The organism is Alistipes finegoldii DSM 17242 (assembly GCF_000265365.1).
Classification (GTDB): domain Bacteria; phylum Bacteroidota; class Bacteroidia; order Bacteroidales; family Rikenellaceae; genus Alistipes; species Alistipes finegoldii.
On the sequence record NC_018011.1, the window covers coordinates 2,187,501 to 2,207,386 of the forward strand.

Consider the following 19,886-nt stretch of genomic DNA (forward strand, 5'->3'; position numbering starts at 1 on the left):
TTCGACAATCCGTATTATCTCGGCGCACTCTCGAAGCCCTCTCCGCTGGACGACGCTTTCGATGAAGCCTGTTTCGGCCGGCTTATCTCCGATGCCAAGTCCAATTTGTCGGCAAAGGCGTTCTTGGCGACGGAACAGCGTATTCCCGGACTCGGAAACGGTGTTTTGCAGGATATTTTGTTCAAGTCGCATATTCACCCCAAGCGCAAGCTGGCGACGCTGGGTGATGCAGAACTGGGGCGGATGTATTCATCGGTGAAATCGACCCTGAGGGATATGGCGGATCGCGGCGGACGCGATACGGAGAAAGATTTGCTGGGCAAGCCCGGCGGGTACAAGACCCTGCTCTCTAAAAACACCTTCGCGGAGCCTTGTCCGGGCTGCGGCGGTGCGATTGTCAAGGAGGCTTATCTGGGCGGAGCCGTCTATTACTGTCCTGTCTGTCAGCCGCTGATAAAATAGCGAGACATGCAAAAAAGCCGCCCAAAAAGGGGCGGCTTTTCCGTTGCATGAGTGTGCCAATGCGAAGGCTGGCGTGCTGCGGCGGGTTTTATTCCGGACAACCGGTTTTATTCCGAATATGCTGGTTGCCGGACTTTTCGGCCGTTGAACGCGGGGTATCCGCTGCGGCTTGACGGCCTACTGCTGGTGTGCGGCTACGTAGGCGTCGGCTTTCTCTTTCATGCGCGCAGCGCGTTTTTCGCTGTCGGGATGCGAAGAGAACATTTTCTGTACCGTCGAGGACTTCGCGCCCTTGGAAAGCTCGACCAGCTTGTTCAGCGAATTGCCCATGCCGTAGGGGCTGAAACCGTTCTTTACGGAGAATTCGAATCCGTATTCGTCGGCTTCGTATTCCTGCTTCTGCGAGAACTGGGCGCCGGTGAATGCCGTCACGACCTCGCCGAGCTGCGAGTCGCTCAGCTTGGCCAGCGTGCTGCCCTCGGCGGCTCCTGCGGCATTGCGCGCCGCCGATGAGAGGTAGGCGTTTTTCATCGCGTGTTTTACGTCGGCATGTACCACATGGCCGATCTCATGGCCGCTGATCGCCATCAGTTCGTCGTCGTCCATCAGGTCCATCAGGGCGCTGAATACGCGGATCGAACCGTCGCCGCAGGCGAAGGCATTGACGTCCACGACATGGTAGACCTTGAAGTTGAGCGGCAGTCCGTTGATCTCGGTGATCCCCTCGGTCAGCCGCTTGAGACGTGCGCCGTATTCGGTCGTTTCGTCGGCGATGGGGTTGTTGGCATCCATCCATTCGACCGCTTCGCGGCTCAGCTGGGCAATGTCCTTGTCGCTCAATGTCACGGCTTTGGCCACGTCCTTTCCCGCTTCGAGCAGTTTTCCGGTGTTGAGTTTCCTGCCGCCGATTTTCAGCTGGGCTGCGGCGTCGGCGGGCCACATGGCGCACAGAAGCAGGGCAAAGCCCATAAAGAAAAGTTTTTTCATTTCAAGTATGTTTTAATCAGCGTTTGTGGTTTTTTCGGGACAAATATAACGCAATTCTGCTGCGGATACAAAAACGGACCGGAATTTCCGGTCCGCTTTCGTTATTTGCTCCAGCGCTTGAGCGTCGGAAAATACTCCCGCATCAGCCTGACAGCCTCTTCACGGGTATAGCTTTTGCCGTTCTCGTCGCGGAATTCTTCGTGGAACTCGGCGCAGTGCCGGATCATCTCTTCCATCGTGCACGCTTCGGTAAAGGCGCCGTTTTTGTAGCAATAGACGCAGTAGTCCACGCTCGCGCCGCCGTCGGCTTCCGTGCCGAAGTCGCCCGCCGTCTGCATCGGCATGCCGCAGCTCTGACAGAATTTCATCTCTTCGTTCATCGTTCAAAGGTTTTATATCCTGCCGGAACCGATGAGACGCGGTTCAGAGAGGATCGGTTTAGTTTGTTCCGGGAATGGGATCGAATCGCGCCGGCTGAACCCCGGAGAAATTATCGCCCGAACAGTTTTTTCGCGCTATTCGATTTTTTCATCGTGGACGAAATCCAGTATCGCCTGAGCCGCCGCTTCCGGCTCTTCGAGGAATCCCATGTGTCCCGAATTTTCCAGCCATACGACCTGCGCCTGCGGGTGCTCCGCAACCATCTTTTCGGCGGCTTCGGGCGGTATGTAACCGTCTTTTCGACCGAGTATGAAAAGCTGCGGGACCTTCGACGTGCGCAGCATTTCGTTCTGGTCCCTGCGGGCGATCATGCCGCCCAGCAGGGCTACGATTCCCTCGTCTTCGGTGACGAAAACCTGCTCGGTAAGGTCTTCGATTTCGTCCCGCATGCGTGCGCGGTTCTCTTCGGCGAATCCTGCGGCGGGAGCTACCCGTGCCAGCATCTCTTTCTTCCCGGCCTCGACGAGCGCGATCTCCCTGCGGCGGTTTTCGGCCTTCTCCGGCGTGTCGGGATTGGGCGTGGAGCTGAGCAGCACCACGCCGTCGAGCATTTCGGGATGGCGTTCGCAGAAAGCCAGCGCCACGTATCCGCCCATCGAATGTCCTACGAGCGTGCAGCGTCCGATGCCGAGGGCTTTGAGCGCGTCGGCGACCGTGTCGGCCAGAAAATCCATCGTGTGGACCGCGCCCGTCACCACCGAAATGCCGTGGCCCGGCAGATCGAGCGTCACCACGCGCACCTCCTTATATAGATAAGGTACGAAATCCTCCCAGACGAGCAGCGATTCGAGATAGCCGTGCAGCAGCACGACGCATTTGTCTCCGGCCTGCGAGTCGCAGACGTGCAGGGCCGTGGAGCCGGCCATAATAAATTTTTCAGTCATGATTACAGGGCTTACTCCTCGTCCTGATCGTCGAGGTAGTCGAGTACGGATTCGCGCCGGGGCATGAGTTCTTCCTCCTCCTCTTCGTCGATCGAACGGTAGAGCGAATGGCGCTCCTTGCCGCTTTTGCGCATCGGTTCGAGACGTTTGGCTTTCCGAAGTTCGTCCGCTTCATGTTCGCGAATTCCCTTTTGTGTTTTCATGGATGGGAAAAGATGAGTGGTTTAGAAATTGTCGGTTTCGAATACCCCTTTGAAGACGCGCCGCGCGGGGCCCGTAAGCCGGATATCCGTATAGGTCTGCGTGCCGGGTTCATGCGAGAAGCGTACGTGCAGTTCGCCTCCGGGCACCGTGATTCGGTATTTGGTCGTTTCGTGCTGCAAAGCGTAATTGGTTATGATCGCCGCGGCCGTGGCTCCTGTGCCGCAGGCCAGCGTTTCGTTTTCGACGCCCCGTTCGTAGGTCCGCATCCGGATTTCGCCCTCGCCTGCGATCTCTGCGAAATTGACGTTCGTACCCTGCGGAAAACGCGCCGTGTCGTGACGGATCATCCGTCCCAGACCCTTTACGTCCACGCCGTCCAGCTCCTCCGTGAATTCCACATAGTGGGGAACGCCCGTATTGAGGAACCACCAGCCTTTGCCGCTGCGAATTTCCGATACATTTATCATGCCCAGCTCGATCTCGCCCGTCCGGTTCTTCGCGCGGCGTATGCGCGCGGTGTGCATGCCGTCCGTGGCGTCGAAATACTTGGTTTCGCCGCCGATGCCCAGATGCTCGGCGAAAAGCGCGAAACACCGTGCGCCGTTGCCGCACATTTCGCCCGGCGAACCGTCGGCGTTGTAGTAGCGCATCGAGCAGTCCATCTCGACGCTGCGCCGCAGGGTCATCAGCCCGTCGGCTCCGATGCCGAAGTGGCGGTCGCACAAGGCCGCGATCAGCCGTGCGTCGGCGCTGAACAGCTCTTCGCGGTCGTCGATGAGGATGAAATCGTTGCCTGCGCCCTCGTATTTTACGAATGATACCAGCATTCCGGATAGTGGTTATATCATCGCAAAAATAATAAAACTTCTAAAAGTTTTACTATTTTTGTGGAAAATAAGCGCATTCGCCCGGACCGGCGGACGCTTGTATTGTTTTTATACAGAACCGATAAAAGAAAAAATCCATGAAAAGCGTGCTTTTCAAGCATCGTTCGATACGTAAATTCTGTTCCACACCCGTTCCCGAAGAGCTGCTGCAGGAGATACTGGCAGCGGCTTCGCGGGCTTCGACCTGCGGCAACATGCAGCTCTATTCGCTGGTCGTGACGCGCGATGCGGCCCTGCGCGCGAAACTCGCCCCGTGCCATTTCAACCAGCCGATGGTGACGCAGGCGCCTTGCGTGGTGACGGTCTGCGCCGACGTGCACCGCTTCTCGATGTGGTGCGAGCAGCGCGACGCCGATCCCGCATACGACAACTTCGCATGGTTCCTGAACGCTTCGACGGACGCCCTGCTTGCGGCCCAGAACCTCTGCGTCGAGGCCGAAATGAACGGGCTGGGCATCTGTTACCTCGGTACGACGATCTATACGGCCGGGATGATCGCCGAGATACTCGAACTTCCGAAGAGGGTGATTCCCGTGACGACCATCGTGCTGGGCTATCCCGACGAATCGCCCGAACTGACCGACCGTCTGCCGCTGGAAGCCGTCGTGCATTACGAGAAATACACCGACTATACGGCCGCCGAGATCGACGAATTGTGGGCCGAGCGCGAAGAGTCGGAGCTGACCAAGCGTCTGCTGGAGGAGAACGGGCTGCCTAATCTGGCGCAGATTTTCACGCAGCGCCGTTATGTGCGTGAGGACAACCTCTCCATCTCGAATTCCTACTTCGCTCTGCTGAAAGAGAAGGGGTTCTTTAACAACTGATCGGGGGCGTGCGGGGCTTGAGTCGTATATTAGCTGTCGCCGTGCTGGGCTTTTTGTGCTCCGCGTGCAGCGTTACGCGCAAGATTCCCGAAGGGCAGTACCTGCTGCAGAAGGTGACGATCGAGTCCGACAAATCGACGCCCCGCAAGGAGCGCATCACGGCTGCCGACCTCGAAAAATACGTGCGCCAGACCCCCAACAAGCGTTTTCTGGGGACGAATTTCTATGTCTGGCTCTACGAGCAGGCCAATCCGGGCAAGCAGAACTGGTGGAACAACTGGAAACGCAAGATCGGGCAGGAACCCGTGCTGCTCGACATGAGCCTGACCGAGCGGAGCGCGCAGAACCTGAAGGTCTATATGGACACGCGCGGGTTCTTCTCTTCCCAAGCGACGTTCGAAGTCGATACCACCTCGCGCCGCAGGCGCGCCAAAGTCGTCTACCGCACCCGGCAGGGCGAGCCTTACCGCATCGACAGCATTTCGTACGATTTTCAGGACAAGTTCCTCGAACAGATCATCCTGCCCGACACCGCCAATACGCTGATCCGTCCGGGGCGGGTTTTCGACATCGCGGTGCTCGACCGCGAGCGGGAGCGCGTCACGGCTTTCCTCAAGGAGCGCGGCTACTACAACTTTACGGTCAACAACATCGACTATGTCGCCGACACGCTCGGCGGAAACCATCAGGTCGATGTGCAGGTCAATATCAAGCAGTATCTTACGGGTTACAACGAACGCGGACAGGCCGTGATGGACAACAACATGGTCTACCGCATCGACCGGATCAACGTCTTTCCGGCGTACGATCCGACCGTCGCGCGGACCGATTCGACCTTTCTTTCGCGGCTCGATACGCTCTATTACCGCGGTCTGAATATCATCTACGAGAAGCGTCCGAACCTGCGTCCGGCCATTCTGCGTCAGTCGGTGCCGCTCTATCCCAACTACGTCTACAATTCGGCGCAGGTGAACCGCGCCTATACCGACCTGATGTCGCTCGGCTATTTCAAGAGCGCCAAGATCGCCTTCGTCGAGCAGCCCCGGAGCGTCGATGTCACCAATTACGTCTCCTTCATCGGCGCCTCGGCGGATTCCACGCAGACCCGCTTTACGAAGGAGGGCTATCTGGAGTGCAACATTTTGTGCACCCCGGCGCTCAAGCAGAGTTTCAAGGTCGATCTCGAAGGCAGTACGACGTCGAGTTTCTACGGACTGAAGGCTACCGTCGGTTACCAGAACCGCAACATCTTCCGGGGAGCGGAGGCGCTGGACGTTTCGTTTACGGCGGGATACGAGTTTATGAAGGCGCCCGACGCCAAGAAAAAGCGCGCCACGGAATTCGGCGTTACCACCGGACTCACCTTCCCGCGTTTTCTGGTGCCGTGGCGTACGCGGCGGTTCCGTTCGGTGAACCAGCCGAAGACCAAGGTGGAGCTTTCGGTCAATTTTCAGGACCGCCCCTATTATCGGCGTACGCTTTCGAGTGCGGGAATCACCTACCAGTGGACCAACAACCGTTACTCTTCGTTCTCGCTGCGGCCCGTCGATATCAATGTCGTCGATGTGAATCGGCTGGACTCGACCTTCCTCGGCAAGACGACGAATAAATACCTGAAAAACAGTTTCCGCACCCAGTTTATCGGCGGCCTTTCGTTCGGCTACAGCTATAACAACCAGCGTAAGAATCTGGGCGGCAACGCCACCAATATCCGCTTCAATCTGGAGACGGCGGGCAACCTGATCGACGCGGTGGACCGGCTGTTCTATGCGCGGCCGAAGGAGGGCGAGCCTGCCAAAATCTTCGGCATCGAATATTCGCAGTATTTCCGTACGGACCTGAGCGTCAGCCGCAAGATAATGCTTGGCGAGGTGTCGGCTCTCGTGGGGCGTCTCTACGGCGGCGTGGCGATGGCCTATGGCAACTCGTCGGCCGTGCCCTTCGACCGGCAGTTCTATGCCGGCGGCAGCAACGGCATGCGCGGCTGGACGCCCCGCACGCTCGGTCAGGGGTCGGTGCCCAATCCGCACGACTCTTTCCCGATACAGACGGGCGATGTCAAGCTGGAGGCCAACCTCGAACTGCGCTTTCCGATCTGGGGCATGGTGCACGGCGCGACCTTCTTCGATCTGGGCAATATCTGGTATATCCGGCGGAATCCTTCGGAGTACTCCGACGAGGCGGTCTTCTTCTTCGACAAGTTTTATAAGCAGCTGGGATTCAACACCGGACTGGGTCTGCGTTTCGACATCAAGTTCGCCGTGCTCCGGCTCGACTGGGGCGTGCAGCTCCACAATCCCAACAATCCGGCGGGCGAACGGTGGATCCACAACCTCCGCTGGAAGAATACCGCGCTCAACTTCGGCGTCGGATATCCCTTCTGACGAGGCTTCGCGACGACAAACCCCGGCGCAGTGCTGCGGCCGGGGTTTCGTATGCAGGAGGGTGTGCATACTGCCGGATATGCGCTGTCATACATGCTCCGTCGGATATTCACTGCCGGATATGCCTCTCCTCGACATGCACCGCCGGATGCGTATTGCCGGACGTGTTTCGCCGGATGCTGGCCCTTGTCAGTTTTGCGCTTTGTACTGCGAGGGCGACATGCCCGTGTTGCGCTTGAAGTAGCTGCCGAAGAACGACTGGTTCGGGAAGTTCAGGTAGTAGGCGATCTCCTGTATGCTCATCGTCGAGTATTTGAGCAGGGTTTTGGCCTCCAGAATCACATAGTTGTCGATCCACTCCGAAACCGACTGCCCGCTGATGCGCTTGATGAGCGTGGTGAGGTATTTGGGCGTGATGCAGAGCTGGCGGGCGTAGAACCCGACGCTGCGCTCTTCGCGGAAGTGTTCGCCCAGCAGGTGGGTGAATTGCTTGAAGTACTCTTCGGCGCGGTTGTGCGAATTGTTCTGCCCTTCGGGATGCTCCGCGAGGTAGTGGTACATGATATCCCCGACCTTGTAAATCGTTGCGGCGATCAGCCCGCTGACGATATCGAACGAGAAATGGGTCTCCGGCCCGCGGGTTTCGCGTTCGATCTGGGCGATCATGCCGCGCATGGAGCGGCTCTCTTCGGGCGTCAGCGCCAATGTGGGATTTTCGACGAATTTGAGGAACAGCGGTATCATGTTTTTGATGTCGATGTTGATGCGGCGCATGAAGTCGGGCGATATGGCGATGACGTCGGCTTTGAAATACTGTTGCGAATTTACCTGCAGGATATTTTTCGGGGTAAAGATGAACATCGAATCCTTCTTCAGCCGGAATTCATGCAGGTTGAACGATACGGAGGTCTCCCCTTCGGTGCCGACTCCGATTATGAAGGCGTCGATGCGGCACGGGAACCGGAAGACCTGCATTTGGGAGTCGCTGCTGGCCGTAATGCATTCGCGCATCAGGCCCTGACGTTGTTCGCCGGCCAAGTCTATAAGTTCGGCCAGCGTAAATGAGTTGATCGGTGTTTGGCTCTCTGTATTGTTCATTTCGTCTCTGGATTTTGGATGAAATATAGCGATAAAAACTCATATTCAGTTCATATAGTTTTATATTCGGACCAAATGAACAGCTTTGTGCCTCTTTTGATCGCCGCTTGCGGCAGGGGCATGAAAAAGGCGCCGGAATCGCCGGCGCCTTTTTCATGCCCCATCGGGAAATCCCGGAGTGACTTATTTCGAAGCAGCGGGTGCGGCCGCAGCGGCGGGAGCATCCGTAATGCCGAGTTCTTTCTTCACTGCGGGGGCGATGTCGGTGAGGGAAGCCTCGTCGAAATAGGCGAGCGAACCCGTCGAAGTGTCGAATACGGCCAGATAGCCGCCTGCGGCAGCCACTTTGTCGATCGCGTTCTTGGCCTTCTCGATAATCGGGGCCAGCAGCTCGTTCTGACGCTTCTGGAAGTCCTGCTGGGCTGCCTGCTCGAACTCGTTGCGGCGCTGAATCAGGGCGTTGAGATCGTTCTCCTTGAGCTGGCGTACCGACTCCGAAAGGGTGTTGAAATTCTTCTGGAACTCCTGCAGTTTCTGGTTGTATTCGACGGTCATGGACTCCAGATTGTCCTGAAGATCCTTGGCATAAGCCTCCATGTTGGTCTGCATCTCCTTCGTTTCGGGCATCCCCACGATGATCTCCTGAGTGTTGATGCGTCCGAATTTCTGTTGTGCGAAGAGCGATGTCGCGCCCATCACGAATACAACCGCAAGGGTTAGTTTGATTGCTTTTTTCATAAAAGATTATTAGTTAATTGTTTGATGTTTCTACTTCTTCAGTATGTCGATCAACTGCTGCGTGCGCTCCACACAGGGATTCGTATAGAGCAGCGTGGGATTGTTCGCCGAGTCGAGCACCACGTCGGCGCCGGCCTGCTTGGCGTAGGCTTCGATGGCCGCGAAGACCTTCTTCTGGATCGGCTCGATCATTTCGATCCGCTTTTTCATCAGCGCGCCGTCGTTGCCGAAGAGGCTCTCCTGAAAGGTCTGCGCCTCTTTTTCGCGGGCGAGAATGGCGTTTTCGCGGGTCTGGCGGGTTGTCGCCGAGAGCGAAGCCTTCTGATTCATATAGGCGTTGTAAAGCGCTTCCACTTCAGCGAATTTGGCGTCCACCTGTTCCTGATATTGCTTGGCGAGTTCGTCCAGATCGGAGATCGCCTTGTTGTAGGCCGCGACGGATTTGAAAACCTTTTCGCTGTTGACGATTATGTAATTCTGCGCTGCCAGCGTGCCGGCCGTGAGAATGAATGCCGCGATTAAAATCAGACGTTTCATAATCTTATGTTTTTAAGTTAATATTCAGCCGGTTTCCCGGAACCATACCATAAATATAACTATTTTCTTTCAAATTTATTGCCAGCCTCTCTTTTTTTGCAAACGCCTCCGCCGGAATTCCGGGTCCCCCTTTTCAAAGGGAGATTCGAATACGTGGGGATTGTCCGCGGAATCGTGCGCCGGTTAGAACTGCTGGCCCATTACGAAGTGGAACTGGCTTCCGCTCTTGCCGCTCTGACCTGCCGGCGAGTCGAAGCCGTAACCCCAGTCGATACCCAGCATACCCACCACGGGCAGGTAGAGACGTACGCCGAAACCGGCCGAACGCTTGATCTTGAAGGGCGAGAACTTCTTCCACGAATCGAATGCGTTACCGCCTTCGAGGAATCCCAGCACATAGATCTGCGACGAAGGTTTCAGGATGACGGGGTAGCGGATCTCGGCGGTGTATTTGTTGTATGCCACCGAATAGTCGTTCGTAGGATCGAGGGCGCCGTCTTCGTAACCGCGCATCGAGATGATGTCGATACCGTAGATGTTGTATCCCGACATGCCGTCGCCGCCGACTTCGAAGCGTTCGAAAGGCGAAACCTTATATTTGTTGTAGTTGCCGAGGTAACCCATTTCGGCCTTGAGCATCAGCACGAGATTCGAGTTCTTGGTCAGCGCTTGGAACCACTGCGCCTTGAACTGCCACTTGTGGAACTCGACCCAGCGGTAACGCTCCTGATTTGCTTTGTCCGCCACCTTGCTGTCCGTGCTGTTGGCGAGCTCCGCCAGCTTCTTGTAGTCTTTGCCGTCCCAGAGCGAGTAGGGGGGCGTGAACTGCACCGATGCGCTGAACTCCGAACCGCGGCGCGGATAGATCGGCTGGTCCACCGAGTTGCGTGCGAAGACGAATTTGAGCGAGAGCAGGTTGGCGGCGCCGTTGGTCATGCCGAACGTATTCCAGTTTTTGAGCGAGAAGCGTTCGTAGCTCGCCTCGCCGTAAAGCGTGAAGTAGGGGTCGGGCCAGTTGAGACGCTTGCCCAGACCTGCCGCCAGACCGTACGTGCGGAAGTACTGCGTACTCTTCTGCCATACGTAATAGGCGTTGTTCTGCTCGGAGAAGTGGGCCGATATGGTGAACGAATTGGGCTTCTTGCCGCCCAGCCACGGGTCGGTGAAACTCAGGGCGAACGCCTTGTAGTAGGTGCCGTTGGTCTGCGCCGACAGCGACAGCCGCTGGTTCTGGCCCATCGGGTAGGGGCGCCATGCGCCCTTCTTGAAGAAGTTCTTGATCGAAAGGTTGTTGAGCGTGATGCCCACCGAACCTACGAACGTTCCCGAACCCCAGCCGCCGGCGATGTTGAACTGGTCGGAGGCCTGCTCTTCGAGCGGCCAGTTGACGTTCACCAGCTCGTTCGAAACGGGTTTGATGTCGGGCATGATCGCTTCGGGGTTGAAGTGTCCCAGCGAGCCGAGCGTGCGGATGGTCTGCATGAGCAGCGAACGGTCGTAAAGCTCGCCCGGACGGGTGTAAAGCTCGCGGCGGATCACCTCGTCGTCCACGCGCTGGTTGCCCGTGATGCCGACTTCGTTGATGGTGAACTGCTTGCCTTCGAATACCTTGACCTCGATGTCGATCGAATCCGGCCCGATGATGGTTTCGGCGGGTTCGATCTGCGACATCAGGTAGCCCTTGTTCTGGTAGAGCGACGATACGGACATCGCTTCGGGATCGGTCTCCTTGCCGATGCCCAGACGCTTGTGCATCGACTTCTTGTCGTACGTGTCGCCCTTGTTGACGCCGAACATGCGCTGCAGGTCGTCGGTTTCGTACACCGAGTTGCCGACCCACGACACGTTGCGGATGTAGTATTTGTTGCCTTCCGAAATGTCGAGGTCGATGGCCAGCCGCTTGTCGCTGATCGGATAGATCGAGTCGCTGACGATCGTGGCGTTGCGGTAGCCTTTCGAGTTGTAGAAGTCGATCAGCAGGTCCTTGTCGTTCTCGTAGTCGCTCTCGTTGAGTTTGGTGCCGCGGAAGAAGTTGATGCTCTTCTGGTGCGTCTTCTTGAAAGTCCGGCGCAGGCGCTTGTCCTTGAACTGCTCGTTGCCCGTGAAGTTGATCTTGCCGATCTTGACTTTGTGTTTGCGGTCGATCAGGAAGGTTACGTTGACCATCTGCGGGCGCAGCGTGTCGTTGGTGATGCGCGTCGAGACCTCCGTGTTGCGGAAGCCCTTCTCGGACCAGTAGGCCTTGATGAGTTTCTGGTTCTTGTCGATGACGTAATCCGAAAGCTCGCTGCCGCGTTTGAGCTTGAGCTTTTCGAGCAGGTCTTTCTTCTTGCCCTTCGAGATGCCTTCGAAGTCCCAGTTGTTGACGCGCGGCCGCTCTTTGAGGAACACCTCCAGATCGAGGCTGTCGCCCTCGATCTCGGCTCCGATCTTCACGTCCGAGAAAAACCGCTGGCTCCACAGACGCGAGATGGCGTTTGCGATGAAGTTGCTCGGCAGGTAAATCGAATCGCCGGGGATCAGCCCGGCCGAAGACTTGAGAATGTCGGGGTTGAGGTACTGCACGCCGTGAATGTTGACGTCGCGGATGTAATAGAGTTTCTGCGCGCCGTCCTGCCGCAATATGGGTGCGTCTTCCGGGAATGCGGGCTTGGCCGAAGCCGCGGTGTCAGCAGGATTCTGCTCTTGGGCGAATATATTCGTGCAGCACAGCACGAGGGCAGCGGCTGCCGTGAATATCTTACCGAAATAATTCATCTATTTAAATCTAATCTTAACTTCATCTATTTTACCAGCCCGAAACGGCGGTCGCGCCGGGCGTATTCCTCCATTGCACGGTCGAACTCCTCCTCGGTGAAATCGGGCCACAGCACCTCCGGGAAGTAGAGTTCGGCGTAGGACGCCTGCCAGAGCAGGAAGTTGCTGAGCCGGTGTTCGCCGCTCGTGCGGACGATCAGGTCCGGGTTGGGGTAGGGCGCCGTGTCGAGCGCCGCGCTGATCGTGCCTTCCGAAATCTCCTCCGGCGCCAGCTCTCCCGATGCGGCCCGTGCGGCGATTTGGCGTACGGCGCGGGTGATCTCGCTGCGTGAGGAGTAGTTGAGCGCCAGTATCAGCGTCAGGGTCTTGCCTCCGGCGGTCCGCTGCTCGGCTTCGGCCAGATAACGCTGCACCTTTTCCGAAAAACGCGTGCGGTCGCCGATCATCCGGATCTCCACCCCCTGACGGATCAGTTCGGGCGTTTCGTTGACCACGCTTTTGCAGAAAAGTTCCATCAGCGCATCGACCTCCTGCGCGGGACGTCCCCAGTTTTCGGTTGAGAACGCATAGAGCGTCAGGTACTTCACACCCCAGCGCGCGGCGGCGCGCAGCGACGCCCGTACGGGTTCGACGCCGGCGACATGGCCTTCGTAACGCTCTTTGCCGCGCAACTCGGCCCAGCGGCCGTTGCCGTCCATGATGATGGCGACGTGTTGCGGTATGCGATTCTGCTCGCTCATATTAGGGCACAAATATAGGGAATAAAAATGAAAAATACCTATTAAATGAACAACTTTACACCGTTTTTGTGCAGGGCATTAACTGCGGATGTCGATGCCCCACATCATTTTATTCCGTAACGTGTCGTAAAATGATATATTGTGCGGTACGGCCAAAAAAATCTTCTGTTCGGCGCGTTTGACGGTGAATGTCGCCTCCTGCCCGACGGCATAGACGCGGTTGTCCAGAGTGACGAATGCGTCCGAGCGGCGCGTGTGTACGTGAAGCGTGATGACGGCGGTGTCGGGAATGACCACGGGGCGCATCGTCAGGTTGTGCGGCGCCAGCGGCGAGATCACCAGACAGGCGCACGTCGGGGCTACGACCGGGCCGCCCGCGCTGAGCGAGTAGGCCGTCGAGCCGGTCGGCGTCGAGAAGATGACGCCGTCGCCGTGGTAGGTGGCGACCATCTGGTCGTCCACGTAGGTTTCGACCGAGATCATGCCTGCGCCGTGGCGCTGTACGGTGAATTCGTTGAGCGCCAGCGTGGTGTCGGGCTGCTCGGCGTAATCGCCCGTGACTTCGATCATCGAGCGGGCCTCGGTGGTGAGACGCCCCTCCGCGATCTCCTTGAAGATCAGGTTCAGGCCGGCGGACGGGGCGCTGGTCAGGAAGCCCAGATGCCCGGCGTTGATGCCCATGACGGGAATCGGTGCGCCGCAGAGACGGTGCACGCCTTCGAGCAGCGTGCCGTCGCCGCCGTAGCAGACCATCACCGAATTGGCAGGCTGTTTGCCCGTGCATTGTCCGTAGATCTTTTCCGGCGGAATGCGGATGCCCGTAAGCTCTTCGGCCAGAGGCGCGAACTCCTCGTTGACGGCGTAGTCGAATCCGAAAATGCGGAAGGCTTCGAACAGCTGGCAGATCTCCCCGGCGGTGTGAGGCAGCTGGCGGCGGGAAAAAAGTATGATTTTCATCGGCGGAGTTTCGAAAAAATAAGTAACTTTACCACGCCAAGACGATACAGGAAGCCGGTTCGTGCCTCGTCCGGATCGCCCGGCGCAACTTGGTTCAACATCGGGGACGGCGCAGTCCGCATTCCGGCTTCATCCGGCAGCGGCCGCAGACGGGTCCCGAATGCAAATATAGCGAATTTTATGACAAAGTTGAGTGTAAACATCAATAAGATTGCCGTGGTGCGCAATTCGCGCGGCGGAAATCTTCCCGACGTGGTCCGTGCGGCCCTCGATATCGAGCGTTTCGGCGCGGAAGGCATCACGGTCCATCCGCGTCCCGACGCCCGCCACATCCGCTACGAGGACGTGCGGAACCTGAAACGGGTCCTCGCCACCGAATTCAATATCGAGGGCAATCCGATTCCGAGCTTCGTCGATCTGGTGCTGGAGGTCGTGCCGACGCAGGTGACCCTCGTGCCCGACGCCCACGACGCCATTACGTCGAACGCCGGGTGGGACACGCTCGCCAACCGCGGATTCCTGACCGAAGTCACGGCGCGGTTCCATGAGAAAGGCATCCGGGTCTCGGTTTTCGTTGATCCCGATCCGGCGATGGTCGCCGGGGCGAAGGCCTGCGGCGCCGACCGCGTGGAGCTTTATACCGAGGCCTACGCCCGCGAATACCCCGCCGGCGCCGAAGCCGCGCTGGCGCCCTATCTCGCGGCGGCCGAGGAGGCCCGCCGTCAGGGACTCGGCCTGAATGCCGGACACGACCTCAATCTCGAAAACCTGCGCTTTTTCGTCAGCCGCATCCCGTGGACCGACGAAGTCTCGATCGGCCACGCGCTGATCTGCGACGCGCTCTATTACGGGCTGGAAAACACGGTCCAGCTTTACAAACGCGAACTCCGATAAATAGAAAATGATAAAAAGAAGCCGACCATGAAAAAAATCGTTCTCCTTGCCGCGGCGCTTCTCCTTGCTGCCGCATCGTTCGCCCAGAGCGAATACAACTACCAGAAACGCAGTCTTTTCGAGCAGTTGCCGATTCGCGGCAACGACATCGTTTTCCTCGGCAACAGCATCACCGACGGCGGCGAGTGGGCCGAGTTGTTCAACAACCGCCATGTCAAGAACCGCGGCATCAGCGCCGACCGTTCCGGCTGGCTGCTCGACCGGCTCGATCCGATCATCAACGGCCATCCCAAAAAGCTGTTCCTGATGATCGGCACAAACGATCTGGCCGTCGGCATCGCGCCCGAAGAGGTCGCCGCCAATGTCGAAAAACTGCTCGACCGTTTCGCCGAGGAGTCGCCGTGGACGAAGATCTACGTGCAGAGCATCCTTCCCGTAAACGGCGTGGATACGAAGGCCAAGCCGAAGAACCACTGGAAGAAGGGCGCCGAGATCATCGAGACCAACAAGCTGCTCGAAACGCTTTGCGAAGGGCGCAAGAACGTGATGTATGTCGACGTCTATTCCGCGTTGGTCGATGAGAAGGGCATGCTCGACAAGCAGTACACCAACGACGGCCTGCACCTGATGGGCGAGGGCTATCTGGCGTGGAAGACGGTGATCGAAAAATTCGTGAGGTAGCCGCGTGCCGCTGACGAATCCCATATTCCGGCGAATCTCGCGTCTGGCCGAGGAGCAGGGCGTGAGGGCTTTCGTCGTAGGCGGTTACGTGCGCGACCATTTCCTGCGCCGCCCCTCGACCGACATCGACGTGGTGGTCGTGGGCAGCGGTATCGCGCTGGCCGAAGCGCTGGGCAGCGAACTGCACGCCAAGGTCTCGGTATTCAAGACCTTCGGCACGGCCATGCTCCGCCACAAGGGCGTCGAGGTCGAGTTCGTGGGCGCCCGCCGTGAGTCCTATACGCAGGATTCGCGCAAACCGCAGGTCGAGGCGGGCACGCTCGAAGACGACCAGCGCCGCCGCGACTTCACGATCAACGCCATGGCGTGGTCGCTCAACGCCGGTTCGTTCGGCGAGCTGGTCGACCCGTTCGACGGCATGGACGACCTCGAAGAGTGCGTCATCCGCACGCCGTGCGATCCCGACGTTACCTTCTCGGACGACCCGCTGCGCATGATGCGGGCCGTGCGCTTCGCGTCGCAGTTGGGGTTCACGATCGAAGGCGAGACCTTCGACGCCATCCGCCGCAATGCGCACCGCATCCGGATCGTGTCGCGCGAACGCATCGCTGCGGAACTTAACAAGATCGTCCTTTCGCCCGTACCCTCGATGGGCTTCGAACTGCTGGAGCTGACGGGGCTTCTGGAGCTGATTTTCCCGGAGATGCACAACCTCAAGGGCGTCGAGAAGCGGGGCGCGCATGCCCATAAGGACAATTTTATCCATACGCTCAAGGTGCTGGACAACGTCGCCCGCCGCAGCGGCGATCTGTGGCTGCGCTGGGCCGCCGTGCTGCACGACATCGCCAAGCCGCTGACGAAGGCTTACGATCCCAAGGTCGGCTGGACGTTCCACGGCCACGAGGTCCTCGGCTCGAAGATGGTGCCGGCGATCTTCCGGCAGTTGAAGCTGCCGCTCAACGAGCATATGAAATTCGTGCAGAAGCTGGTTTTCCTCCACCTGCGGCCGATCATCCTCTCCGAAGATCTGGTCACGGACTCGGCCGTGCGGCGTCTGCTGTTCGAGGCGGGCGACGACGTGGAGCAGCTGATGATCCTGTGCGAAGCCGACATCACTTCGGGCATCGACGCCAAGGTCAAACGCTATCTGGCCAATTTCGAGCTGGTGCGCCGCAAGATGAAGGATTTGGAGGAGCGCGACCGCATCCGCAACTTCCAGCCGCCGATCACGGGCGAGATCATCATGCAGACCTACGGCATCGGTCCCTGCCGTGCCATCGGCGACATCAAGGAGGTGATCAAGAACGCCATTCTCGACGGCGAAATTCCCAACGATTACGACGCGGCCTACGCCCTGATGGAGCGGCTGGCGGCGGAGAAGGGATTGACCAAAGCCGCGGTTCAGAACCTCTGAAAACGGTCTTGTCCGTTCAGGGCGTATTTGTAAATCAAAAGGTTGAGTTGCAGATACTCAACCTTTTTTCATGCCCGCTTCCGCCTCCACCTGCGCCCGCGATTTGGATTTGGTCACCAGCCAGACCCCGGCGAAGACGCACAGGGCCGCTGCGGCCTTGGTGAACCCGAAGGAGTCGAGACCGATTGCAACCGAGAAAAGCACCGCCACGACGGGTTGTACGTAGTTGTACATCGACACCACCGTGGGCCGCAGGTAACGCTGTCCGATCGGCACCATGAAGTAGGAGAGGAAGGTCGAGCAGACGACCACGTAGCCGATTCCGGCCCATGTCCGGGGCGCGAGCGCGGCGTAGTCCACCGCCGTGAGCGGCCGGTAATAGACCGCGGCAGCGACGACGGCCGCGAAGAGGAACATCCACTTCATGGTCGTTACGGGCGAATATTTGACGATTACGTTGCGGAAAGCGGTGAGGTAGGTGGCGTAGCTGACCGCGCTGACGAGACACAATACGTCGCCCTTGACGCTGCTCGTGTGCCCCGTCCCGTGCCGGCTGACCAGAATCAGCAGCAGCGCCCCGGCGCAGCCGAGGAACACGCCGCCCGCCTTGAGCCATGTGATCGGCTCGCGCAGGAACAGCGTCGCCAGCACCATCGTCAGTACGGGGACCACCGTGGCGATGATCGACGAGTCGATGGGCGAGGTGAGCGACAGCCCCCAGAGGAAAAGCATCTGGTTGAGCTGGATGCCGAACACCGACGCGAAGAGCAGCAGCACGATGTCGCGCCGTGCGACTCTCTCGCGGGGCAGGAAAAACGAAACGCTCCAGAATAGCAGGCAGGCGCCCAGCATGCGGTAGACGCTCAGTGCGAACGGACTGACCCCGCCGGGATTGCTCTCCGACCAGAGCACGCTCTTGCCGATCGGCGCGTTGAGGCCCCAGACGAGATTTGCGACCCAGAGAGCCGCGTGGCCTTTCAGTTTTCCTTTGTCCATGTCATTGCGGGATTGACGCGGCAAATATAGGTAAAATTTGGTGTAATAATTGCCCCTCGGAATTCCCGTGAGCAAAACGCGTTACAATATCGATCTGGTATTTGCCAACCTCTTTTTCGGAGCGAACTTTTCGTTCTATGTCTCCCTTACGCGCAATTATCTGGACTTCCAGCAGATATTCATGCTTCAGGTCCTTTCGGCGGCGGTGTTCTTCATTCCCTTCGCGCTCTTCTCGAAGCAGTCGTTCCGCATCCGCTGGCGCGACGCGGGCAATATCCTGATCGTCACGATGCTGATTGTCTACGGCTGGATGTACATGCTGTTGTGGGGATCGTCCTACACCTCGCCCATCGACGCTTCGATCATCTCGACCCTCGGTCCCGCCGTGACGCTGATCACGGACCACCTGATGCACCCGCACAAATACATCAGGGCGCGGGTCGTGGGCGTCGTCTGCGCCCTGATCGGCGCCGCCGTCCTGCTCTTCGACCACGGGTTCGTGCTCACCCACGGCAGCCGCGCCTACGGCAATGCGCTGGTACTGGTTGCCGTGGTGGCGATCGCCATCAATACGGTGATTATCAAACCCCAGCTCGAACGGCTGGGAACGCTGGTGGTGATGGGGTGGTACTACATCATCGGATTGGCCGTGACGGCGCCATTCTTCTGGAAATACATCGCCCATACGCAGTTCCTGAAACTGCCCCTTCAGGCGCAGGCCGAACTGGCCTATATCCTGATTCTGGGCACGGTCCTGCCCATGTACCTGCTGTACCGGGGTACGGAGAAACTCACCTCGGTCCATACGGCGCTCTACCGCTATATCCAGCCGGTGACCGCCGGAATTCTGGCCATCGTCCGCGGTCAGGCCGTCTTCGACACGGCCAACGTCGTGGCCCTTGTCTTCATCTTCGCAGGCGTGGTGCTGGTGGTGATCGGCTATAAGTATTACGTCCGCCACGGACTGCCGCCCGTGGGCAGCGACGGGAAACTGCGGGCCTAGTCCGCCAGCAGGCGTTCGCGCCACGCATCGGGCACGGGCATGCTTTGCTGCCGCGAGAAGTCGAATGCGACCATCACCGAGCGGCTCTCGCTGCACACCCGGTCGCCGGCGAGCAGCCGCTGGAAGAGCGTGAGGCTTTTGTTGCCGATCTTCTCGCAGGTGGTCGTGACGCGCACCCTGTCGTGCAGGCGGATCTGATCTATGTACGAGGTCGAAGTGGAGACGGTGACGATGCGCAGATCGCCGAGCAGCACCTCGTCGCCGAGTATCTTTTCGTAATACTCCATTTTTCCCACGTCGAAATACATCTGCTGCGAGACGTTGTTCACATGCTGGAACGGATCGACGTCCGAGAAGCGCTTCTGGATGGAGGTTTCCAACGTTTTTGCCATGTGTGTTATTCGCGTATGATTTTCACTTCGCCGCCCTCGCCGAAGGCGATGATCGACGACGCCTTTTTCGTGGGCTTGCCCTCGAAGCGGGGATTGACGACGAAATCGACGCCGTCGATGATCTCGCGCGACACTTCGGCGAGTCCTGCGGGCGTCGCCTCGCCCGAAATGTTGGCCGAGGTCGAGACCACGGGCCGCCCCAGCCCCCGCAGTATCCGGCGGCAGAATTCGTGGTCGGGAATCCGCACGCCGAGCGTCCGCTCTTCGGGAATCAGGTTCTCGGCGACGCCGGCCGCTCCCGGAAGGATCGCCGTCAGCGGGCTGGTCGCCAGCTCCATGACCTCGAACGCGATGCCGGGAGCCTTGTTTACGTAGCGCACGACCATGTCGGCCGACGCGCACAGCATGAGCATCGACTTCTTGTTTTCGCTCCGTTTGAGTTTGTAGATGCGCTCCACGGCTTCGGCGTTGGTCGCGTCGCAGCCCAGCCCCCAGACCGTGTCGGTGGGGTAGAGGATGATGCCTCCCGCTTTCATCACGCGGACCGCCTCATCGGCCTCCCGCTGCAATTCGGTGTTGTTTTGCATAGGTGTTTGTTTTGACGCG

At 58.6% G+C, this 19,886-nt stretch carries 21 protein-coding genes (1 of these 21 only partly in view); 7 read left to right on the top strand and 14 right to left on the bottom strand.

Annotated elements, in window-relative coordinates; translation table 11 throughout:
* Positions 1–462, top strand: the 3' portion of a protein-coding gene (locus ALFI_RS09530; protein WP_014775652.1) for a DNA-formamidopyrimidine glycosylase family protein. The gene continues 369 nt to the left of window position 1, outside the view; only the last 462 of its 831 coding nucleotides appear in the window; its start codon lies off the left edge, out of view; its stop codon occupies positions 460–462.
* A 177-nt stretch (positions 463–639) separates the two neighbouring features.
* On the opposite strand, the gene ALFI_RS09535 is transcribed toward ALFI_RS09530, so the two are convergent.
* From ALFI_RS09535 to dapF, 5 genes are all read right to left on the bottom strand, one after another.
* On the bottom strand, positions 640–1,449 hold the full coding sequence (locus ALFI_RS09535; RefSeq protein WP_042493522.1) for a M48 family metallopeptidase: 810 nt from the start codon (positions 1,447–1,449) through the stop codon (positions 640–642).
* A 101-nt stretch (positions 1,450–1,550) separates the two neighbouring features.
* Entirely contained in the window at positions 1,551–1,829 is a 279-nt protein-coding gene (locus tag ALFI_RS09540; protein ID WP_014775654.1) for a zinc ribbon domain-containing protein, read from the bottom strand.
* Positions 1,830–1,964: 135 nt separating this feature from the next.
* Entirely contained in the window at positions 1,965–2,774 is an 810-nt protein-coding gene (locus ALFI_RS09545) for an alpha/beta fold hydrolase (protein ID WP_042493524.1), read from the bottom strand.
* Positions 2,775–2,785: 11 nt separating this feature from the next.
* On the bottom strand, positions 2,786–2,977 hold the full coding sequence (locus ALFI_RS09550) for a hypothetical protein (RefSeq protein WP_014775656.1): 192 nt from the start codon (positions 2,975–2,977) through the stop codon (positions 2,786–2,788).
* 21 nt (positions 2,978–2,998) lie between these two features.
* Complete coding sequence (dapF, locus tag ALFI_RS09555) at positions 2,999–3,805, bottom strand: diaminopimelate epimerase (RefSeq protein WP_014775657.1); 807 nt, start codon at positions 3,803–3,805, stop codon at positions 2,999–3,001.
* A 137-nt stretch (positions 3,806–3,942) separates the two neighbouring features.
* Here dapF and ALFI_RS09560 point away from each other — a divergent pair, with 137 nt between their 5' ends.
* A complete protein-coding gene (locus tag ALFI_RS09560; protein WP_014775658.1) occupies positions 3,943–4,689 on the top strand; it encodes a nitroreductase family protein in 747 nt (248 codons plus the stop codon).
* An 8-nt stretch (positions 4,690–4,697) separates the two neighbouring features.
* Positions 4,698–7,073, top strand: a complete 2,376-nt coding sequence (tamL, locus tag ALFI_RS09565) for a translocation and assembly module lipoprotein TamL (protein WP_014775659.1) — start codon at positions 4,698–4,700, stop codon at positions 7,071–7,073.
* Positions 7,074–7,262: 189 nt separating this feature from the next.
* On the opposite strand, the gene ALFI_RS09570 is transcribed toward tamL, so the two are convergent.
* From ALFI_RS09570 to ALFI_RS09595, 6 genes are all read right to left on the bottom strand, one after another.
* Positions 7,263–8,171 (bottom strand): helix-turn-helix domain-containing protein, encoded by a 909-nt coding sequence (locus ALFI_RS09570; RefSeq protein WP_014775660.1) that lies wholly within the window; start codon positions 8,169–8,171, stop codon positions 7,263–7,265.
* 183 nt (positions 8,172–8,354) lie between these two features.
* Complete coding sequence (locus tag ALFI_RS09575) at positions 8,355–8,909, bottom strand: OmpH/Skp family outer membrane protein (RefSeq protein WP_009596382.1); 555 nt, start codon at positions 8,907–8,909, stop codon at positions 8,355–8,357.
* Positions 8,910–8,939: 30 nt separating this feature from the next.
* Entirely contained in the window at positions 8,940–9,446 is a 507-nt protein-coding gene (locus ALFI_RS09580; RefSeq protein WP_014775661.1) for an OmpH/Skp family outer membrane protein, read from the bottom strand.
* A 183-nt stretch (positions 9,447–9,629) separates the two neighbouring features.
* Positions 9,630–12,203: a BamA/OMP85 family outer membrane protein gene (locus tag ALFI_RS09585; RefSeq protein WP_014775662.1), complete on the bottom strand. Its 2,574-nt coding sequence runs from the start codon at positions 12,201–12,203 to the stop codon at positions 9,630–9,632.
* Between the two features lie 26 nt (positions 12,204–12,229).
* Complete coding sequence (locus ALFI_RS09590; protein ID WP_014775663.1) at positions 12,230–12,943, bottom strand: isoprenyl transferase; 714 nt, start codon at positions 12,941–12,943, stop codon at positions 12,230–12,232.
* A gap of 78 nt (positions 12,944–13,021) precedes the next feature.
* Positions 13,022–13,900, bottom strand: a complete 879-nt coding sequence (locus tag ALFI_RS09595) for an NAD(+)/NADH kinase (protein ID WP_009596378.1) — start codon at positions 13,898–13,900, stop codon at positions 13,022–13,024.
* A 180-nt stretch (positions 13,901–14,080) separates the two neighbouring features.
* Here ALFI_RS09595 and ALFI_RS09600 point away from each other — a divergent pair, with 180 nt between their 5' ends.
* The 3 genes from ALFI_RS09600 to ALFI_RS09610 are packed head-to-tail and all read left to right on the top strand — an operon-like array spanning position 14,081 to position 16,889.
* Positions 14,081–14,794, top strand: a complete 714-nt coding sequence (locus ALFI_RS09600) for a pyridoxine 5'-phosphate synthase (protein ID WP_014775664.1) — start codon at positions 14,081–14,083, stop codon at positions 14,792–14,794.
* Positions 14,795–14,821: 27 nt separating this feature from the next.
* Positions 14,822–15,475, top strand: a complete 654-nt coding sequence (locus tag ALFI_RS09605) for a GDSL-type esterase/lipase family protein (protein WP_014775665.1) — start codon at positions 14,822–14,824, stop codon at positions 15,473–15,475.
* A 4-nt stretch (positions 15,476–15,479) separates the two neighbouring features.
* Entirely contained in the window at positions 15,480–16,889 is a 1,410-nt protein-coding gene (locus tag ALFI_RS09610; protein ID WP_014775666.1) for a CCA tRNA nucleotidyltransferase, read from the top strand.
* A 57-nt stretch (positions 16,890–16,946) separates the two neighbouring features.
* Here the strand turns inward: ALFI_RS09610 and ALFI_RS09615 are convergent, their stop codons facing one another.
* Complete coding sequence (locus ALFI_RS09615; protein ID WP_014775667.1) at positions 16,947–17,885, bottom strand: DMT family transporter; 939 nt, start codon at positions 17,883–17,885, stop codon at positions 16,947–16,949.
* A gap of 49 nt (positions 17,886–17,934) precedes the next feature.
* On the opposite strand from ALFI_RS09615, the gene ALFI_RS09620 reads away from it, so the two are divergent.
* Positions 17,935–18,888, top strand: a complete 954-nt coding sequence (locus ALFI_RS09620) for a DMT family transporter (RefSeq protein ID WP_014775668.1) — start codon at positions 17,935–17,937, stop codon at positions 18,886–18,888.
* Here ALFI_RS09620 and ALFI_RS09625 read toward each other — a convergent pair.
* Together ALFI_RS09625 and ALFI_RS09630 are read right to left on the bottom strand one after the other, a co-directional pair.
* Positions 18,885–19,280: an acyl-CoA thioesterase gene (locus ALFI_RS09625; protein ID WP_014775669.1), complete on the bottom strand. Its 396-nt coding sequence runs from the start codon at positions 19,278–19,280 to the stop codon at positions 18,885–18,887. The two genes, ALFI_RS09620 and ALFI_RS09625, sit on opposite strands and share 4 nt — an antisense overlap.
* 5 nt (positions 19,281–19,285) lie before the next feature.
* Complete coding sequence (locus ALFI_RS09630) at positions 19,286–19,867, bottom strand: L-threonylcarbamoyladenylate synthase (RefSeq protein ID WP_014775670.1); 582 nt, start codon at positions 19,865–19,867, stop codon at positions 19,286–19,288.
* Positions 19,868–19,886 lie beyond the last annotated feature (19 nt).

Bases quoted from the DNA above. Each gene is read 5' to 3' on its own strand.
- ALFI_RS09535 (WP_042493522.1), bottom strand. From the start codon at position 1,449: ATGAAAAAACTTTTCTTTATGGGCTTTGCCCTGCTTCTGTGCGCCATG.
- ALFI_RS09540 (WP_014775654.1), bottom strand. From the start codon at position 1,829: ATGAACGAAGAGATGAAATTCTGTCAGAGCTGCGGCATGCCGATGCAG.
- ALFI_RS09545 (WP_042493524.1), bottom strand. From the start codon at position 2,774: ATGACTGAAAAATTTATTATGGCCGGCTCCACGGCCCTGCACGTCTGC.
- ALFI_RS09550 (WP_014775656.1), bottom strand. From the start codon at position 2,977: ATGAAAACACAAAAGGGAATTCGCGAACATGAAGCGGACGAACTTCGG.
- dapF (WP_014775657.1), bottom strand. From the start codon at position 3,805: ATGCTGGTATCATTCGTAAAATACGAGGGCGCAGGCAACGATTTCATC.
- ALFI_RS09560 (WP_014775658.1), top strand. From the start codon at position 3,943: ATGAAAAGCGTGCTTTTCAAGCATCGTTCGATACGTAAATTCTGTTCC.
- ALFI_RS09570 (WP_014775660.1), bottom strand. From the start codon at position 8,171: ATGAACAATACAGAGAGCCAAACACCGATCAACTCATTTACGCTGGCC.
- ALFI_RS09575 (WP_009596382.1), bottom strand. From the start codon at position 8,909: ATGAAAAAAGCAATCAAACTAACCCTTGCGGTTGTATTCGTGATGGGC.
- ALFI_RS09580 (WP_014775661.1), bottom strand. From the start codon at position 9,446: ATGAAACGTCTGATTTTAATCGCGGCATTCATTCTCACGGCCGGCACG.
- ALFI_RS09585 (WP_014775662.1), bottom strand. From the start codon at position 12,203: ATGAATTATTTCGGTAAGATATTCACGGCAGCCGCTGCCCTCGTGCTG.
- ALFI_RS09590 (WP_014775663.1), bottom strand. From the start codon at position 12,943: ATGAGCGAGCAGAATCGCATACCGCAACACGTCGCCATCATCATGGAC.
- ALFI_RS09595 (WP_009596378.1), bottom strand. From the start codon at position 13,900: ATGAAAATCATACTTTTTTCCCGCCGCCAGCTGCCTCACACCGCCGGG.
- ALFI_RS09600 (WP_014775664.1), top strand. From the start codon at position 14,081: ATGACAAAGTTGAGTGTAAACATCAATAAGATTGCCGTGGTGCGCAAT.
- ALFI_RS09605 (WP_014775665.1), top strand. From the start codon at position 14,822: ATGAAAAAAATCGTTCTCCTTGCCGCGGCGCTTCTCCTTGCTGCCGCA.
- ALFI_RS09615 (WP_014775667.1), bottom strand. From the start codon at position 17,885: ATGGACAAAGGAAAACTGAAAGGCCACGCGGCTCTCTGGGTCGCAAAT.
- ALFI_RS09625 (WP_014775669.1), bottom strand. From the start codon at position 19,280: ATGGCAAAAACGTTGGAAACCTCCATCCAGAAGCGCTTCTCGGACGTC.
- ALFI_RS09630 (WP_014775670.1), bottom strand. From the start codon at position 19,867: ATGCAAAACAACACCGAATTGCAGCGGGAGGCCGATGAGGCGGTCCGC.